At 46.7% G+C, this 16,441-nt stretch carries 10 protein-coding genes; 4 read left to right on the top strand and 6 right to left on the bottom strand.

Going from position 1 to position 16,441, the window contains the following annotated elements; translation table 11 throughout:
• The first annotated feature begins 49 nt into the window (after positions 1-49).
• Together WBG78_RS04760 and WBG78_RS04755 are read left to right on the top strand one after the other, a co-directional pair.
• Positions 50-781 carry a hypothetical protein gene (locus WBG78_RS04760; RefSeq protein ID WP_337325234.1) on the top strand — a complete coding sequence of 244 codons (732 nt, stop codon included), beginning with the start codon at positions 50-52 and terminating at the stop codon, positions 779-781.
• Positions 782-864: 83 nt separating this feature from the next.
• Positions 865-1,536 (top strand): hypothetical protein, encoded by a 672-nt coding sequence (locus WBG78_RS04755; protein ID WP_337325233.1) that lies wholly within the window; start codon positions 865-867, stop codon positions 1,534-1,536.
• 172 nt (positions 1,537-1,708) lie between these two features.
• On the opposite strand, the gene WBG78_RS04750 is transcribed toward WBG78_RS04755, so the two are convergent.
• The 4 genes from WBG78_RS04750 to WBG78_RS04735 all read right to left on the bottom strand — a co-directional run bounded on the left by WBG78_RS04750 (position 1,709) and on the right by WBG78_RS04735 (position 13,571).
• A complete protein-coding gene (locus tag WBG78_RS04750; RefSeq protein WP_337325232.1) occupies positions 1,709-6,811 on the bottom strand; it encodes a LamG-like jellyroll fold domain-containing protein in 5,103 nt (1,700 codons plus the stop codon).
• 567 nt (positions 6,812-7,378) lie between these two features.
• The gene (locus WBG78_RS04745) at positions 7,379-8,473 is read right to left on the bottom strand and encodes a phosphatidylinositol-specific phospholipase C1-like protein (protein ID WP_337325231.1); all 1,095 of its coding nucleotides are present in this window, start codon (positions 8,471-8,473) and stop codon (positions 7,379-7,381) included.
• A 191-nt stretch (positions 8,474-8,664) separates the two neighbouring features.
• On the bottom strand, positions 8,665-10,410 hold the full coding sequence (locus tag WBG78_RS04740; protein ID WP_337325230.1) for a RagB/SusD family nutrient uptake outer membrane protein: 1,746 nt from the start codon (positions 10,408-10,410) through the stop codon (positions 8,665-8,667).
• 86 nt (positions 10,411-10,496) lie between these two features.
• Positions 10,497-13,571, bottom strand: coding sequence for a SusC/RagA family TonB-linked outer membrane protein (locus WBG78_RS04735; RefSeq protein WP_337325229.1), 3,075 nt, complete (start codon positions 13,569-13,571; stop codon positions 10,497-10,499).
• A gap of 395 nt (positions 13,572-13,966) precedes the next feature.
• On the opposite strand from WBG78_RS04735, the gene WBG78_RS04730 reads away from it, so the two are divergent.
• A complete protein-coding gene (locus WBG78_RS04730; RefSeq protein WP_337325228.1) occupies positions 13,967-14,194 on the top strand; it encodes a hypothetical protein in 228 nt (75 codons plus the stop codon).
• Between the two features lie 21 nt (positions 14,195-14,215).
• Here WBG78_RS04730 and WBG78_RS04725 read toward each other — a convergent pair whose 3' ends face one another.
• Together WBG78_RS04725 and WBG78_RS04720 are read right to left on the bottom strand one after the other, a co-directional pair.
• Positions 14,216-14,641 (bottom strand): hypothetical protein, encoded by a 426-nt coding sequence (locus tag WBG78_RS04725; protein WP_337325227.1) that lies wholly within the window; start codon positions 14,639-14,641, stop codon positions 14,216-14,218.
• Between the two features lie 69 nt (positions 14,642-14,710).
• Entirely contained in the window at positions 14,711-15,058 is a 348-nt protein-coding gene (locus WBG78_RS04720) for a VOC family protein (protein ID WP_337325226.1), read from the bottom strand.
• A gap of 370 nt (positions 15,059-15,428) precedes the next feature.
• Between WBG78_RS04720 and WBG78_RS04715 the strand changes: the two genes are divergently transcribed.
• Positions 15,429-16,175, top strand: coding sequence for a hypothetical protein (locus WBG78_RS04715; protein ID WP_337325225.1), 747 nt, complete (start codon positions 15,429-15,431; stop codon positions 16,173-16,175).
• Positions 16,176-16,441 lie beyond the last annotated feature (266 nt).

Here is a 16,441-nt window from a genome sequence, read left to right as displayed (position 1 = left end):
AATGCCGATCTTGTAAAACATTTCGCCCCCAAAATCAGTGGCACGCCAAATGACAAGTCTGGAGTTGATAGCACAGGGCCTGCTGCGTGCAGGCGACGTCAGGGAGAGGATTCACTACCTTCGTGTAACAGGGTTGACAACAATTGTCCCCGACTATCCCAAAAACGACGTGAAGCTTGCAAGCATTTTACGCAAGTTCGTAACCAACTCGATGGACGACGTTGAAGAAGTTCAATTCGAATCGTTCCTCAAGTCTTATCTCCGAAGCGACCACTTCCGCGAGTTTAAGGAAAACGGAGACTTTGAACGAGTGCAGCGCTCCATAGAGGAATGGAGGACGGCACGTGATTCCTACTTCGCCGAGGTAGAACCCGACGACCGAACGCTGACGCCAATCGTACCTGTTTACGACAGCGAAGACTCGCACGATCTTCGTTTTGAGAAACTTGCCAACTGCTTTCTTCGCCGCAGTTCAATGACTGCTGAAGAACGCTTTCAGTTTATTCACTTTCTTGGCTATGAGTATCTCGGAAAGGTAAACTTGTTTGTTGGCTTCAGGCTCGAGTTCATTGACCTACTGTACAGCCAGGACAATCTACAGTTGGAGCGCCTTGTAATGAGTTTCTTAAACCGCCAAATGAACCAGAAGAAATGGCATGCATTTGCTACCTATCTCGGCTATGATCCGGAGCATCCTGGTTGTTATGAGAACGTCGTACAAACACGCCGCATTATCGGCTCCGTTAAATATTGGAGGGAGCAGTACAGATCAGAACTCTGATTGTTCGATGCGGTAGGTATCTTCGACGATAGCTCACAAAATGTCGCATCTTTAGGCTCATGCCTTATTCAACCCTGAGCTTCATGAAACTCCACACGTTCCTGATTTCAATTCTACTCTACACTTCCAGTTGTTCCCGCGACGTCAGTACAAATGAAAGCTGTGTAAAGAAGATCATAGAAACAACCGAGTACCTGGTGCTTGACAGTGACTTCAACAAGCCCGATACAACACGCCACCAAAAGAACATTAAGAAGGTGGACGAGAACAATAACGTATTGGAAGAGGCAGACTTTTGGGGTGCTGATGAAGCACCTAGCGGAGGCCTGATTTTCAAGTATAACAATGAAAACAGGAAAGTCGCACAGTATCTCCTGAATGCCCGAAAGGAAGTAACGACAGAATACGCATTCGACTATTCAGAAAATACAGCGGTTCGATTTGAAGTGTCCGAACACAACGATAGAATAAAAAGAGGCATCGACTACCTCGACGAAAATGCCAATGTGATCAGAGAGACATCCCTTTATGGCGATGGTCGAATAATGACAGATTTCCATTACAAATACAATGCTGCCAACCAACAAACGGAGCGGGGAGGCAACATGGATGGAAAAAGTATCGGAACGAATTATATGATCTACGACAGTATCGGAAATCTGATACAACAACGCTCCACTGATTCGACGGGAGTTGTGTTGTCGGTCGAAAAATTCACTACACGAAAGTTGACAAGAACGGCGAATGGGAAGTGAGAGAAAGCACCATGGATGGACAGCCGCACTCAATTGCGTACCGGAAGGTGCACTTGAGGTAGACTGCTCATCTGGCTTGAACGCAACCTAACAATCGGCACAAAAAAGAGGTCGAAGCAAAATGCCTCGACCTCCATTCAAACCGAACTTACATTTTCTTCACTGCCTCACACTACTTCCTTACCATCATCCTCTTATATCCGACAACCTTTCCATCTGTCAACAGCGTGTAGATATAAACTCCAGAGTTCATTCCGTCCGATGACACTGCCACGCTCGTAGGTCCACGTCCCTCGATGTCGATGTTTTGCATCGTCCGACCCGTGAGATCAGCTATTGTAAGTTTTGCAACCCTCACGCTATGCGGTATGTTGACTTCGATGTTCGTTCCTGAGGCAAATGGATTAGGATAGTTCTGCGTCAAAGCAGGCTCGTCAATCGTCTCGTCCTGAATGAGTGGTTCGGGGGTCATGGCCAGGCGTGCATCACCGACCCCACCAAACCCTTGAATGTCTATAATCTGTTGCTTGGATAGTACAGAGCCGAATACGCGAATGTCATCGATCATGCCTCTGAATACACGGTCGAATGCAGGAAGATTGTTCCGCGTTGCATCGTTGAAGTTACCGATCGCAAGCTTGCCGGTATTAGTTCCGACAGCGCCACGACCAGGGTAACCAATTGCAACATCCAAATAGGCGACTATCGATGTAGTTCCAAAATAAAACTCAACAGTGCCGGCCTGGGTATACGTTACCGCAAAGAACACCCAGTTCGAACCTGGGGCACTTCCATTGGTGGTTACCTTATTCGCAGAGCTGGTAGCTGGAGAGGAGTCGGGCCATTGGTCAACGCCAAGCTGCAGGCTGCCATTGTTTTTATACACAAGATCAACACCTTCACCACCATTGTTGATCCATGACACGATGCGGTTTCCACCACTACCCATTACGTTGGATCTGTTGTTTACCCAACCAGTAATAGTAAAACCTGTCAAACCTTTTAAATCAGTGACCGATGTCGTGCTTTCAATGTAAGCATTGGCACTCGATGTCCCGTAGTCGGCCGACTTGACACTGGAAATTCCTGTTGGCACATTGTCACTTGCTGCCGGCACACCCGACGACCTTACGAATGAAGCCGCAGACGATCCCGAATTGCCTGCCACGGTACCTGTGTTCTCATCTAGTTTCAACCATACCAGCGGGATAGGCGAAACATCCGAAGTAGTCACCGTAACGGTGTTGGTAGGTGCAGAGTAATTACCTCGTGAGTCCCGGGCCTTCACGTATAGGTTATACGTGGTACCAGGAGTTAGACCGACGACAGTGTGATCCTGATAGTCATAGCCTTTAGGATATACCACCTCACGCGCGACAATAGTAGAGCCGTTAAAAATATCGTAACTCGTAACACCGATATTGTCAGTTGACAGCTCTGACCAATGTAATGCTATGGAGGTAGAAGTCACATTTGTAGTAGTTAGAAGACCTGGTGAAGTTGGAGCAATATTGTCTTCTGGACCATATTGAAAAGAACGGATGTCTTGAAGAGACAACGCTGAGTTGAATACTCTCACCTCATCCATGATGCCTCCCGCAGGCGCATTGAGATAGAACGACGATATGTTCGCACCTGTGGTACCAGGGCCTGGATAGTTAACAGTCACATCCAGGGAAGCGCTGACGTTGTTATTTCCGAAATAGAATTGCGTCTGTCCGTTCGCCTGATACGTTACAGCAAAAAACGTCCAGTTATTTGGTGATGCAGATGCGTCAACAGTGACTTTCCCGGCACTGCTGACTGCCGGTGAACTTTCGGCTACGCCATCGACCCCAAGCCTGAGTCTTCCATCAGCCTGAAGAAGGAGTTCAGCACCATCGCCGCCTCCGGTGGGCATCCAACCAACAATGCGATCTCCACCGCTGGCCGACGTTCTATTGACCCAGCCCATTACGGTGAATGCACTTAGGCTTTTGAGCTCATCACTAATATCCTCTGCGTTCAGTTTGGTCGCGGCTCCTGCCAAGGCAAATGCCCCTCCACCATTTGGTGTATTGGTGCTGGTCTCCAACGCAAGAAAGCTTCCTCCGATTGATCCGCGGTTAGGCATCATTGAAGATGGCTCATAGCTGAACGGTAAATAAATTAGCGGTACTGGTGGCGTATAAACATTAATAATACCGGCCGGCGACAGATTACCTGCCGCATCTCGTGCCTTAATATTGAATTGATAGTTTTGACCTGGTGTAAGTCCTGAGAGTATTTGACTACCATACAGGCCCTGGGTCGTAGCAATTAGTGTTGTGCCATTGTATATGTTATAAGCAACAACACCGACGTTATCCGTGGACTCAGTCCAATTCAACCAGACGGAGGTTCCAGTGTTTTCACTTGCCGTGAGATTTGTAGGAGCAGTCGGAGCCGTCACATCAGAATAAATGCCTCGCTGCACTGACCGGATATCGGTAAGACTCAAAACAGACCCATGAATCTTAAAGTTATCAATTAGCCCGCGGAACATGTTCGCATAGTTTGCGTCTGTCCGACTTGCATCGTTAAATGCTCCGAAGGCCAGGTCACCAATAACACTTCCAACGGCTCCCCTACCTGTGTAGTTTACTGTCGCGTCGAGTGAAGCATCGGTTGCATTATTTCCAAAGTAGAACTGAACCTGACCTGCAGATTGATATGTAACGGCAAAGAATACCCAATTCGATGCTCCCGCATTTGGATCAGTAGTAATTTTACCAATGGAGCTGACCGCCGGAGAAGCATCTGCCAGTTGGTCGACACCCAGCCTTAAACTGCCGTTACTCTGATAGACGAGGTCAACACCATCACCACCGTTGTTCGTCCATGACATAATCCTGTTGCCGCCGGTTCCCGTTGTATTGGATCGTGTATTCACCCATCCGGTCAACGTAAACGAACTTAGATTAGCCAGGTCTCCAATCAGGTAATTACTGGATATAGCGAAGTTTCCTGGGGTCGTACCGAAATCCACCGACCTCAGATCGTTCGGAACGTTAGGCACATTTGTAGATGATGCTGGCGTCTCGGGAGTTCTGGTAAGTGAGTAAGAATGAATACCTTCGCTAAGCGCATACGATCCGGTGACTTCTTCAAATTTTGTATCGATAATCGGGATCGGTACTCCTGTTGCATCCGTAGTTGCTGTGACGAGATTGCTGGCCGCGGAAAGATTGCCTGCGCCATCTACGGCTTTAAGCGTGAGATTATACGATGTTGACGGCGCAAGACCGGTCAGCACAAAGCTGTTATACTCGTTGACATTTGCGATAATGTTTCCATTGTTAAACAACTTGTAACCGTGTGTTACGTCAAGACCCACGTTATCAGTCGATGGCGTCCACGAGAGGGAAATGGTCGAAACAGATTTGCCAGTCACCATAAGGTTTCCTGGGACAGTAGGCGGTGTCACATCTGTTAAGTTCTTGCCCTGCACCTTGATGATGTCAGTCAATGGGAGCACAGATCCAAATACCTTGACGTCGTCGATTACTCCTCGGAACATCCTGTCATACGTGCCCGCATTTCGCGTCGCACTGTTGAAGGCACCGATTGCAAGCTTCCCGATATTACTTCCAGTAACACCAGGACCAGGGTAATTTCTCGTCGCATCAAGCGTTGCCTTGGCGGTATTTGTTCCAAAATAATACTGAACCTGACCATTCGATTGATAGGTCACTGCGAAAAACACCCAGTTGTTCTGCTGTCCGCTGGGATCAGTTGTTACCTTTCCCGCATTACTAAATGCCGGAGAGCTGTCGGGCCATCCATCCACACCCAACCGAAGACTACCATTATTTTGATACACAAGATCGACACCTTCTCCACCATTGTTGATCCACGACACGATTCGGTTTCCTCCGGAGCCCGCTGTATTTGATTTACAATTCAGCCAGCCAGTGATGGTAAATGAACTTAAGTTCTTGAGTTCATTGATCGGATTTTGACTTTCCACAAAGGCATTTGTCGGTGTCGTTCCATAATCAACTGACAAGTTTCCACCAACAAAGGGAGGCGTTTCCAGGCTAACACCGGGCAGAGTTGCTCCCGATGGTGCTGTTCCTGTTGTGAAAGTCAGTCCTGCAACGGTCCCACTACTGGTAGGAGGACCGTTGACCATATCGTCAAAAGACAACGAAACCAATGGATAGCCGGACACTAAGCCCGTGATATTTACTAACGATGGTGCCGAGAATGTTGAGAAGTTTCCAGCAGCATCCCTGGCACGGACCATGAATTTATAAGTTTTGTTCCTGTTAACGTCGGTCAGCGTATGACTGGTCACATTGCCAACAGTAGCAAGCCACTCCACGTCGTCAAAGATTTCATACCCAACAACGCCCACGTTGTCGCTTCCTGCATCCCACATGAGATTAATGGCAGTGTTATCGTTAACAACAGTAGCTCTCAAATTTGACGGCGGCGTCGGATTCGTTGTGTCTGTTGTGCCCGCCCTCTGCACATTCACAATATCAGTCGCACTTAGAGCCGATCCGTATACTCTCACATCATCGACCACACCACGAAACATCCTGTCATAAGTGCCAGAATTTCGAGTAGCATCATTGAACGCCCCGATAGCAAGTTTGCCAATGTTGCTTCCCGTAACACCCGGTGCTACATAACTTCTGCTCACATCAAGTACCGCATTGTTTGCAGTGTTGCCAAAATAAAAATTCACCTGCCCGTTCGACTGATACGTCACAGCGAAGAACACCCAGTTTGCAGCCGCTGCCGACGCGTTGGCAGTCACCTTGCCCGCTGAGCTGACAGCCGGAGAAGCATCGGGCCAGGCATCAACACCCAAGCGCATGCTTCCATTATTTTGAAGCACGAGGTCCACACCATCGCCTCCATTGTTAATCCATGAAATAATTCTGTTGCCACCGCTCCCAGCAGTTAGTGACTTCGCATTTAACCATCCGGTAAGGGTGAAGGCAGAAAGACTCTTCAGTCCATCCAGGGGAACGGTGCTTTGAACATAGTAGTTACCCGTAGTTGTTCCGAAGTCAAACGCGCTCTCACCCGCACCAGCATTCGGCGCCACGTTCGTGGTAACTGTGGGTATAGTGGTCGACCTGGTAAATGTAATTGGCAATGATCCTCCATTGCTTACAGATGTTGTGGATTCCGAGGTGACCTTCACTAGCGGCGTCCCCTGACCAAGGGCAGGTATCGATGTGAGTATGTATATACCCGGCGCCAGCATCCATGTTAAAAATCTTGATAAAAGTGTCTTCATGTGTGAGTTGGTTTTTTTATGGCTCTGGTTTAGTCCATTCGGCGTTGTTGAGTAATTAAAAGTTTGTTGTGTAACTGGTACACTAGGACGGTTCCCGTTGAAATTCTTCGGCGTTAAAATGTTATTCTCTTAACGTGCATGTCAATGGTCGTGGTTCTTATTTACGCATAAACATCGTGTAGCAAAATGCTCCGTTGAAATCGATGCTTGCCACGATTCGGCCATGTGACAGTTGCTGTATAGTCACAACAATTCAACTGTAATTCCATGGTAGCCGCTCTCCTTACTAATGTGGGTAATAAGAATTATCGGACTTATAAAAAAATAACGAGTCCCGACAAAGACTTCGCGCTGAACAAAAGCAGTACCCTGTATAACCTAAAATAAAAGCGTAACGACAGTTCTTTACCAGGCCTAACGCATTAACGCCAGCAGAAAGTGATAACCAAAGTATAGTGCATACCGATTTATGGTGATGACTAACGTCATCGATCACGCATGATTGATCTCATTAACATTGAATTTATGATGAACGGCATTGGATAGCGCGAATGCAAAATCTCCCGCCTATCTCAACTCACATCTTTCTGACTTCGCATTCACCGGATTGCACTCGCTATACTTACCATTAAAGGTGATTTCAAAATCCTTGTTCGGACTTAACGCTTTCAAATAATAGTCAGTTGTGATTACCTGCGCCCCCGAACGAATAGCGGCCTCAAACCTCGTCCTGTCTCCCGTTCTGGCTTCCTTCGTATCAGCATCCGAACGTGTGCGTATCATAAAGCCCTGCGAAACTAGTGCAGCAATTTCCTTTTCCTGCCTGACTGGATCGTTCATGATCAGGAATGCAGCATGCGTATGATCCGATGTAGTGTTGGCAAACATCGGCCTGGCATAATCATCATCGTTAGCTATGTACAACTCTGTAAGCTCCTTTCCCGCGTCAAACACGAAAAGCACTTTTCCTCGCGCACTGGTAAGTGACGGCCATCCCTTATCAACCACCGCGCTTCGAAGGGTTTTCAGCTTTCCTTTTACAGCCTTTGGAGTGATCAGTTCATCAGCGTTAAAAACTTCTAAAATCTCGTTATCCAGCGCATCCAACACATTTTTATCAAACGGAAGAACCTTTGCAAACCCCGGCCTGTCTAATCCCGATGTCTTGGGATTAATTGTAATGACAACTGGCAGATGATCACCATGCGCCTTCGACCATTCTTTGACATCGAACAAACATGCTTTGAATGTAGCGCAATGACTCCTGAAGTCTATATCTGGCGCATGAAGCACCTTAAAACCAGGCTTCAGCATAGCCTCAGCGTTGTAAGGCTTCGCTTCTACGCCTTTCGCGGCGAGCATTTCCAGTCCCTTTGGATGCGCAAACCGTCCCCCTTTAGGATCATACAACACATCTATCTCCAGTCCCCTGAGGCCCAGGTCCAACTGCTCCGCTATCGGCAGATGCATATAATCCAGCGCCGCTGCTTCAGGGCGATCCGCGATGATCATTTCCATCAACGGTCTTTCAATTCCGCTCTTATAGCTATTATGACTTCCAATGACCTGGGTCTGGTTCATCTTCAGATCCTGACCACAAACTGCACCAAATAGAAAACAAAGAACTACTGTTAGTGCACGATGGTTATTACTGAGATTCATTGTGTATCAATAGTGTTAAGGAATTTTCAATTGGAAATATAAAAGCTCTTCACAATGCCAACCAAAAAAGGTCGAAGGATTACTTATCCCCCGACCTTTTATCATAAGTTGCTTAAGTTGAACATTCAGGTTATTTGAACATTTTAACCGAAAAAATGTAAAACTCTAAATATAAAATGCAAACCAGAGTGTTAATATCCAGGGTTTTGCTCCAGGAAGCCAGGCATGCTAGACGCTCCATCCATAGCCCTTTGCGGGATCGGGAACAAACGCTTGTGAACATCAGCATCCGTCTTACCCGTCCAGCCTCCTTCGTACTTTCCAAACCTGATCTGATAAGTTCTGCGGAGTCCTTCCCAATAAAGCTCGAATCCACTCTCGCGGAAGAGAATATCCAAATCAATATTAGCCAGCGCAGGAGGAATCTGATTCACGCGGGCATTTCTTGAAGTTCTCAGTGTATTGACATCAGCCAACGCACCAGCAATATCACCATTTCTCAACTTCGCTTCAGCGCGCATCAGATAGATCTCACCCAAACGAAGCAATACAACGTCAACGCTACTGTACGAGCAGCAGTTCGTAGCGGTATGGCTGAATTGATATTTGGAAAATCTGTGACCTGTGTTGTGCAGACTACCCGCAGCGCTAAAATCAACTTGGAGAGTGTGATCAACATACTTCAGGTTTGCTCCACTTGTTCTTCTGTTGATAACAGGATAAATCTTTACAGATCCATCGTCGCACTTCATGATGTTACCAGCAGGATCCTTTCGGGGACCCCAGATGATACCACGTTGTATTCCACGGTCGATTTCGAAATCAGTAGCCTTAACGCAATAGTAGTGATTCACATCATTTGTGGGATTTATACCTGTGAGATCTTTGAGGTCCTCAGGTATTACGGTATTTCTCTTGAAAAAGCGTGCATCCGCTTCGGCAGCGTCAACACTTCCATAGGCATCGCTCCAGGTTGCAATCCAGTCGGGAGTAGCGGCCGTTGCGTCCGTACCTCTCGTGCTTGGGAACTCCGGTCTTGGAACCTGATCTCCGGAGATTGGCCAATATGCCCATCTGCTGTTCTCACTTTCAAGCACACCTCTTTGATCGAGTGCGAAAATTAGTTCTGTGTTGGTGTGATTGTTATCGCTGAAAATATCGAAGTATTCAGGAGACAACGCGTGATTTCCGCCAATAATGTTGTTAGTATACTGAATCACCTTATCCATATCTTCCTTCTTAAAGCTAGGAGTGCCATACGGATCGCGCCAAACGGCAGCGTTCAGATAAAGACGGGCGAGTAAACCACTCACAGCATCTTTAGTGAGCCGGCCTGGGTTGATGTTGTTGCTCATCACATCAACTACTGACAACAGCTTTTGCTCAATATAACTAACCGCTTCCTGTCCTCTCAAAATTTCAGATACTTCATCTGAACGTTCTTTCTTGAAAACGAGTCCCCAGTTGTCGAGTGCCAGCATGTTGAGGTAAGCATTCATGGCAATCATTTCATAAAGTGCATCCTGCGCATCAGGAGTGCCTTTCTCAGCTTCTACTCTAAGTCTTTCTTCAGCCAGAACCGCTCTTGACAGGCACAAGGTGATGTTCGTCCATGTATCAGATACAAGCGCATTGCTGGGAGTCATGAGATGCTGGTGAACAGCGATGAACTTACCTCCATCATACCAATCGGTACCGCCGCGATAGGGAAGGATGGCTTCATCCGAAGCAACTTCCTGAAGTCCGAAATTCACGGTATGAAACCATACGTTACGAAGAAGTCCATAAACAGGCGCGATCGAACCACTGACCACTTCCGCCTGACCGGTACCTGTCAGTGACTCATCGAGTATTTCCTCCTCCAGTGACGTACAGCCGACAAACGCTAGCAACACCATGGCTATGGGTAGTGCTCTATTGAATCTTATATTTTTCATATTAAACTATGTAATTGTTGGTTTTAGAAAAGTTGAGCATGTCATTCATCCTGGTAATCCGTGATGGGTGGATGCTCATCTCTGTTCTAGAATGTTACATTCAGGCTGACCAAAAATGTTTGCGCCTTAGGGTAGGTGAAGTAGTCTATCCCGAATGTAGAAATTCCGGATATAGCTGATCCTGTGTTGATCTCAGGATCAAAGCCGGAATAGTCTGTAACGGTAAACAGATTCTGGCCCGTCACTGCTACACGCACGCTTTGGAACACATTCGACAATCCGATCTTATCAGCAGATAGATTGTAACCAAGTGTCGCGTTGTTCAATCTCATGAAAGAGCCGTTCTCCAGGTAGCGCGTGGAAACCGTGTTGGAGTTTGAAGTAGACTCGTTCGGATACTGAATAGCAAAGTCAGTCGTGTTATTAGACTTGGCCAATTGCGCTTTGGTGAAAAGGCTCATAGCCGTATGGTTGTAGATTTTGTTTCCGGCTACGCCATTGAAGTTAATACCGAGATCAAAGTTCCTGTACTTGAAATTCAGGTGATAGGCATACATGAACTTAGGAATAGCGCTGCCTACAACGCTCCGGTCGTTATCGAGAATGGCGCCATCTCCGTTGATGTCCTTGAAGGCGTTGAGTCCATTGGCGCCAATGCCGTCGAACTGAAGCATATAGAATGCACCAATAGGCTCACCGTTAACATACCCGTTGATGGTTGCACCAGTCTGGCCGGCACCTTGCGCAGCACCCGTTGCCAGCACCTTGTAGGGCGAGTCCTTTACTTCGTTCTGTATGTAAGTAATATTACCACCTATATTATAGGAGAAGCTACCACCAGCAGTCCCGTTATAATCGAGGCCCAATTCGATACCATTGTTTTGGATCTTCATGTTGGGAATATTTCTCCAGTATGTGGCCGTTGGCTGAACAGGATCGGCAGGCGTAACTTCCAAAAGGATATTTGAAGATTCCTTATTGAAGTAATCCACACTACCACTCAGGCGATTCTCAAGGATTGCGAAATCAAAACCGACGTTGAACTGTGTCGACACTTCCCATTTCAGATTGGGGTTTGCCAAACGGGTGAATACAATTCCGTATGGGTAGCCAGAAATGGAAGTCGCGGTTGGATTAATCGGATAGGTATTGAAACTTTGATTACCCGTGATGAGTCTATCTTCCGAATAGCTCGCCTTGGTGATCTTGGCAGGAATGTCCTGGTTACCGGTCTGCCCCCAGCTTCCGCGCAACTTCAGGTTGTTGAAGAATGAGCCGCTGCTCATGAAATCTTCATTGGTGATGTTCCAGCCCACAGCAACCGAAGGAAAATAACCGTACTTGTTGTTCTCACCAAACTTGGAAGATCCGTCAGCACGCAGCGTTGCCGTAAGCAGATACCTGTCGTTAAAGGAATAATTCACACGTCCGAAATACGATTGCAGCTCGTTCTTAACCGCCGACGCATTCACCGAGGTTGGATACGTAGTTGAGCTGGTCTGGTCCTGATATTTAGGCTCGATATTGTTATTAGCGAATCCTGCGTAGTTAAAGGTTCTGTTCTCCTCAAGGAAGCTCTGGTACGAATGTCCGGCCAATAGGGTCACGTTGTGAACGTCCTTGTGCCAGTTGTAGGTAAGTGTGTTTTCTACCAGCTTATTGGTATTCGCGGCCAGAATTGTAGTCAATGCACCATTTGAAACGTTTGACTCGTTCACAACAGCCGGATAAGGCTCATACTGCTGATCCCGTGTTGTTGTTGAATAGTCGACACCAAGGTTGAGCTTATAAACAAGGCCGTCGAGAATCTCAATTGAAGGAGAAATGGCTGCAAGAATGCGGTTGTTGAGCGCCTTATCGCTGTAGATCTCGTACCGCTTCAACGGGTTGAGAGCGTTTGTTGTCAGCAGGGTAGGCTCACCGTTAGTATATGCCGGAATTGTTGGATTCAACGCAAGCATGTCGCTGATAGTCGAATTAATATTCGGCCGCAGGTTTTCAGTATGAGAGGCCACGAGATTGTAGTCGATGCTCAGGCGACCATTGAATGCCTTCTGATTCATGTTCAGCTTACCTGAATAACGTTTCAGATCGCTCGTCTTCAGAATACCTTCCTGGTCCTGAACGCCAACCGAAGCATAATAAGAGAACTTTTCAGTGGCTGCCCCGCCAATGGAGAAATCGATTTGGCTCGATACTCCTGTTTGAGTCAATTCCTTCTGCCAGTCAGTATCACCACCGAGGTCAACCAGGTTTCCGCCTTCCGCTGGAACAACGGTGCGGAACTCATCCGAAGAGAACACGGGAATTTTCTTTGACACAGAAGACCACGCAGTTGATGCCGACAAGTTCATTTGCGTCTTGCCTGACTTACCTTTCTTCGTCGTTATCACCACTACACCATTCGACGCTCTTGATCCGTACACGGCGGTAGCGCTGGCATCCTTCAACACGTCCATGCTTTCAATGTCGCTTGGGTTGAGAAAGTTAAGTGGGTTGGTGTCGAAGCCCTGCGATGCGTTGTCTAGCAGGAAGCCATCGATCACATAAAGCGGCTGTGTTCCTGAACGCAAACTGCCCACACCACGGATGATCACGTTTTGTGCAGAACCAGGCTCGCCACTTGCAGTGGTAACGTTTACGCCAGCAACTTTTCCCTGCAAAAGCTGACCTGGGTTTGTAACAACACCCTGATTGAAGCTTTCACTCTTTAAAGAAGAGATGGCGCCCGTCACATCTGATCTCTTCTGCGTACCATAACCAATAACAACGACCTCCGACAAAGACAACGCACTGGCAGGCAACGTCACAGAGATCTCCGACTGATCACCCACAACAACTTCCTTTGTTTCAGCACCAACGAAGCTGAAAACCAAAACAGCATTCGATGATGCCACATTCAGCTTGTAGTCACCGTTTGCATCACTCACTGTTCCATTCGTAGTGCCCTTTTCAAGAACGTTCACTCCTGGCATCGCTACACCCTGTTCATCGATAATTCTTCCGGTCACAATTTTTGACTGAAGATACACGGAGGCTTTCGCCATCACGCCCTGCGATGGCAGGATGAGAACGAGGAGCAGTCCAACTACCAATGAGGATGTTAACCCAAATGGCGGTAGTGGTCGGCATGCACAAAGCAGCTTGTACAATTTTTTCATACTAAAGTTTTAAAGGTTTGATTGGATGTATTCCCGTTACGCCGAACGACGGCTAAACGAGGCCCAAAACTAAAGAGGAGGAGAGTATGGAAATGACTATCTCTGTTAAGCTTAGGTTAGCAGAGCACTAAGTTTTCACGAGATAAGTTAACAATCAATCAAATCCCTTTAGGATCATAGGTGAATAGCATCTAACGTTTATAAGATTCAATAGGAATCTTCAATCAATTACACAAGATTCGATTACACGCCATGCGTGTGCCGTATGCAGCACTAATAAATCCAACCTTTCATCATGCGCAACCCATACACAATTGAAGAATCACGAATTCACAGGACCCGAATTCCTTTCCTCTCTATGCCAAAACATCTACCTTCGTTCAAACTTTTCTCTAATGGCACCAGCAAAGAAAACTTCGCGTAAATCAAGGAAGTCAGCAAAGCCAAAAAGATCATCCACAAAATCGGCTGCCACGAAGAAAAACAAACTCGGTGTAAAGAACTCGCTGGTCAACAATATCAATGCGAAAAAGAAAAGCGGAACTTCGAAAAGTAAAAAGAAGTCTACGGTCTCAAAGGCCGCTTACAAAAAGATGGAGAGCAACTGGGGTAAGAAAAAATGAGAGTGACATCAAACTCACCATCTATGTCAAATCCTCCTCCTTTGCAAAAAGCAAGCTCAACAGATATCCAATTTGCGATAACGCATACAGGACTACAAATCCCGCGACCGACCCGGACTCAAATTCAGTCCAGATGTAGTAAGACTTGCCGCTGAACTGCGCGTAACTTTGAAATACTTTAAATGCAATCCCGGCAACTGAAATTATTGTACCCGCCAAATAAAACAGGGCTAGATATTTATTAGGAGATCTCTTTGTGCTTATTGCTCTGGTATAGACAATTCCCTGCGCCAATAATAAGATCATCGCGGGAATTGTCAGAAACCTAAGGTACACTACATAATATGCTTCATTTAACTGAATGTCAACATTGATTTGTCCGTATATCAAAGTCAAACCAAGGAACAACCCCGACAAGATATAAATGACCATTGGAAGTTGCTTCATAGATGGCTGATGAACATTACGTCGCCAAAATTCAATCCCGCCTTCATAGAATTCATTTAGCCTCGCATTTCACATTGGCCCTGGTCTGGCGTGTCTTGGTTGATAAACGCCAAGCTTACCACCGCCCGGCAATGTGAGCTCAGTCAACAGTCCCCACCCTTCGTCTCTCACTTCACTACAAGCAACTTTGTGATCGTTCATTTGCCGAACGAAGGCGTTTACATCCTCACACATCAAATAAATCTCATGGTGCTGGCTGCCTTCTGATGGATGCACGGCAAGCTCTGAAGGCGGAAGTCCGAAAATGAGCCATCCGTGACCAACATCAACATTTGTCAGTTTCAAAACTTCGCGGAAAAACGCTTTGTCGGCTTCTGCGTTTTTCGAATAAATGATTGTATGAACCCCTGATATCATAATGTTAATACTTTTGATCCTTCGAATGAAATTACAGAAGAATTGATACTTATCACCAAAACCGCCACCAGGATTCTTTCTGTAGCCAGCAAAGTTTGTATTATACGCAAGTCCTCTGCGGTATCTAACGTTTCTCCTAAGTATCTTTTACAGATCTCAATACAAAATTTCAGGACTAGTTCCAAATAACATCCCTGTATCCCGCTATTGATAATAAGTTCAAAGGCTGTCCATTGGCAAGAGTTGCAAATGATCCGGAAAAGAAAAGGGCCTCTGGCAAAAACTGCAAAAGTCTCATCCGGCCCCTTGCGTTGATCAAGACCCTCCGTCGCCTTAACGCGACTGATATTTGGGCAACAAAGACAGACCTATGCCTCCTAAGTTTCTGCATGTCGTTTGGGTAGCCCCCCTGTTGTTGACATCTTGCACGCCGGCATTTTATTCAACCGTTGGTCAGAACGTACCGTTGTTCCACAATAAAGGTGAGGTCGTCGTGAACGGCGGCTTGATGTCCGCTGGCAGCACCTCAGAGGCATTCGTTCCCACCGAAATTCCAAACCCTGGTGTTGCCTTTCAGACGGCAGTAGCGATTGATTCCAATGTAGCACTCTTTGCGAACTACTATCACGTGGACAGCGAAGGCGATTGGAATGTCAACGCGAACTACTTTGAGGTTGGCGGCGGTCTGTTTACGTACAATCCCGTTTCACACTTTGCCGCCGAACTCTTTGCAGGTATTGGCTATGGCGCGATCGACAACGAAGCAACGTATGAGACGATCGATGCAAAATTCATGAAGTATTTTCTACAGCCTTCCATAGGATTCAGTGGTAGGGTTGTCGAAGCGGCATTCACGCCCCGGCTTGGTGTAGTGGACTACCTTTCCAACACTGCATCATATCGCGACGATGTGCGCAACTACTTCAATGAAATGGCCACCACGTTTGTTTTTGAGCCCGGAATAACGCTGCGGGTAGGATTCAAGAATTTCAAGGCGCAATATCAAATGAACTATTCCACGTTTCAGTCTGATCAACTAACAGAGTTTGATGCCGTCATGAAATACTATGGATCGATAAGCTTCTTCGCCGCGATTGGCCGTCAATGGAGCCGGTAAACGACAACACTTTTTAAAAAATAGAACCTACCAACTATGAATGTTAACAGAAGACAACTGGAAATAATAACGTCTCGTGGGCCGTTCGTGGTAACAGTAGCTAGTGTTTCAATTAAAATTCCGTTCAATCGAAAGAAAGCGGCAATCTCATTCTCCTTGTACACGTTTCAATCTGGCCTCAGTCAAACACACAGTCGAAAATATATGTCCTGCCTACTGACTGCACAGTATCGATCAAAAAATGTCTCTCACATCTAAGCGAGCAT

It is taken from the genome of Chryseolinea sp. T2 (assembly GCF_037203685.1).
GTDB lineage: Bacteria > Bacteroidota > Bacteroidia > Cytophagales > Cyclobacteriaceae > Chryseolinea.
This window is presented reverse-complemented; position numbering and strand designations above follow the sequence as displayed.

What these genes read in the sequence shown, in the direction of transcription:
- WBG78_RS04745 (WP_337325231.1), bottom strand. Translation starts at nt 8,473, where the DNA reads ATGAATCTCAGTAATAACCATCGTGCACTAACAGTAGTTCTTTGTTTT.
- WBG78_RS04760 (WP_337325234.1), top strand. Translation starts at nt 50, where the DNA reads ATGACAAGTCTGGAGTTGATAGCACAGGGCCTGCTGCGTGCAGGCGAC.
- WBG78_RS04750 (WP_337325232.1), bottom strand. Translation starts at nt 6,811, where the DNA reads ATGAAGACACTTTTATCAAGATTTTTAACATGGATGCTGGCGCCGGGT.
- WBG78_RS04730 (WP_337325228.1), top strand. Translation starts at nt 13,967, where the DNA reads ATGGCACCAGCAAAGAAAACTTCGCGTAAATCAAGGAAGTCAGCAAAG.
- WBG78_RS04720 (WP_337325226.1), bottom strand. Translation starts at nt 15,058, where the DNA reads ATGATATCAGGGGTTCATACAATCATTTATTCGAAAAACGCAGAAGCC.
- WBG78_RS04715 (WP_337325225.1), top strand. Translation starts at nt 15,429, where the DNA reads ATGCCTCCTAAGTTTCTGCATGTCGTTTGGGTAGCCCCCCTGTTGTTG.
- WBG78_RS04725 (WP_337325227.1), bottom strand. Translation starts at nt 14,641, where the DNA reads ATGAAGCAACTTCCAATGGTCATTTATATCTTGTCGGGGTTGTTCCTT.
- WBG78_RS04755 (WP_337325233.1), top strand. Translation starts at nt 865, where the DNA reads ATGAAACTCCACACGTTCCTGATTTCAATTCTACTCTACACTTCCAGT.
- WBG78_RS04735 (WP_337325229.1), bottom strand. Translation starts at nt 13,571, where the DNA reads ATGAAAAAATTGTACAAGCTGCTTTGTGCATGCCGACCACTACCGCCA.
- WBG78_RS04740 (WP_337325230.1), bottom strand. Translation starts at nt 10,410, where the DNA reads ATGAAAAATATAAGATTCAATAGAGCACTACCCATAGCCATGGTGTTG.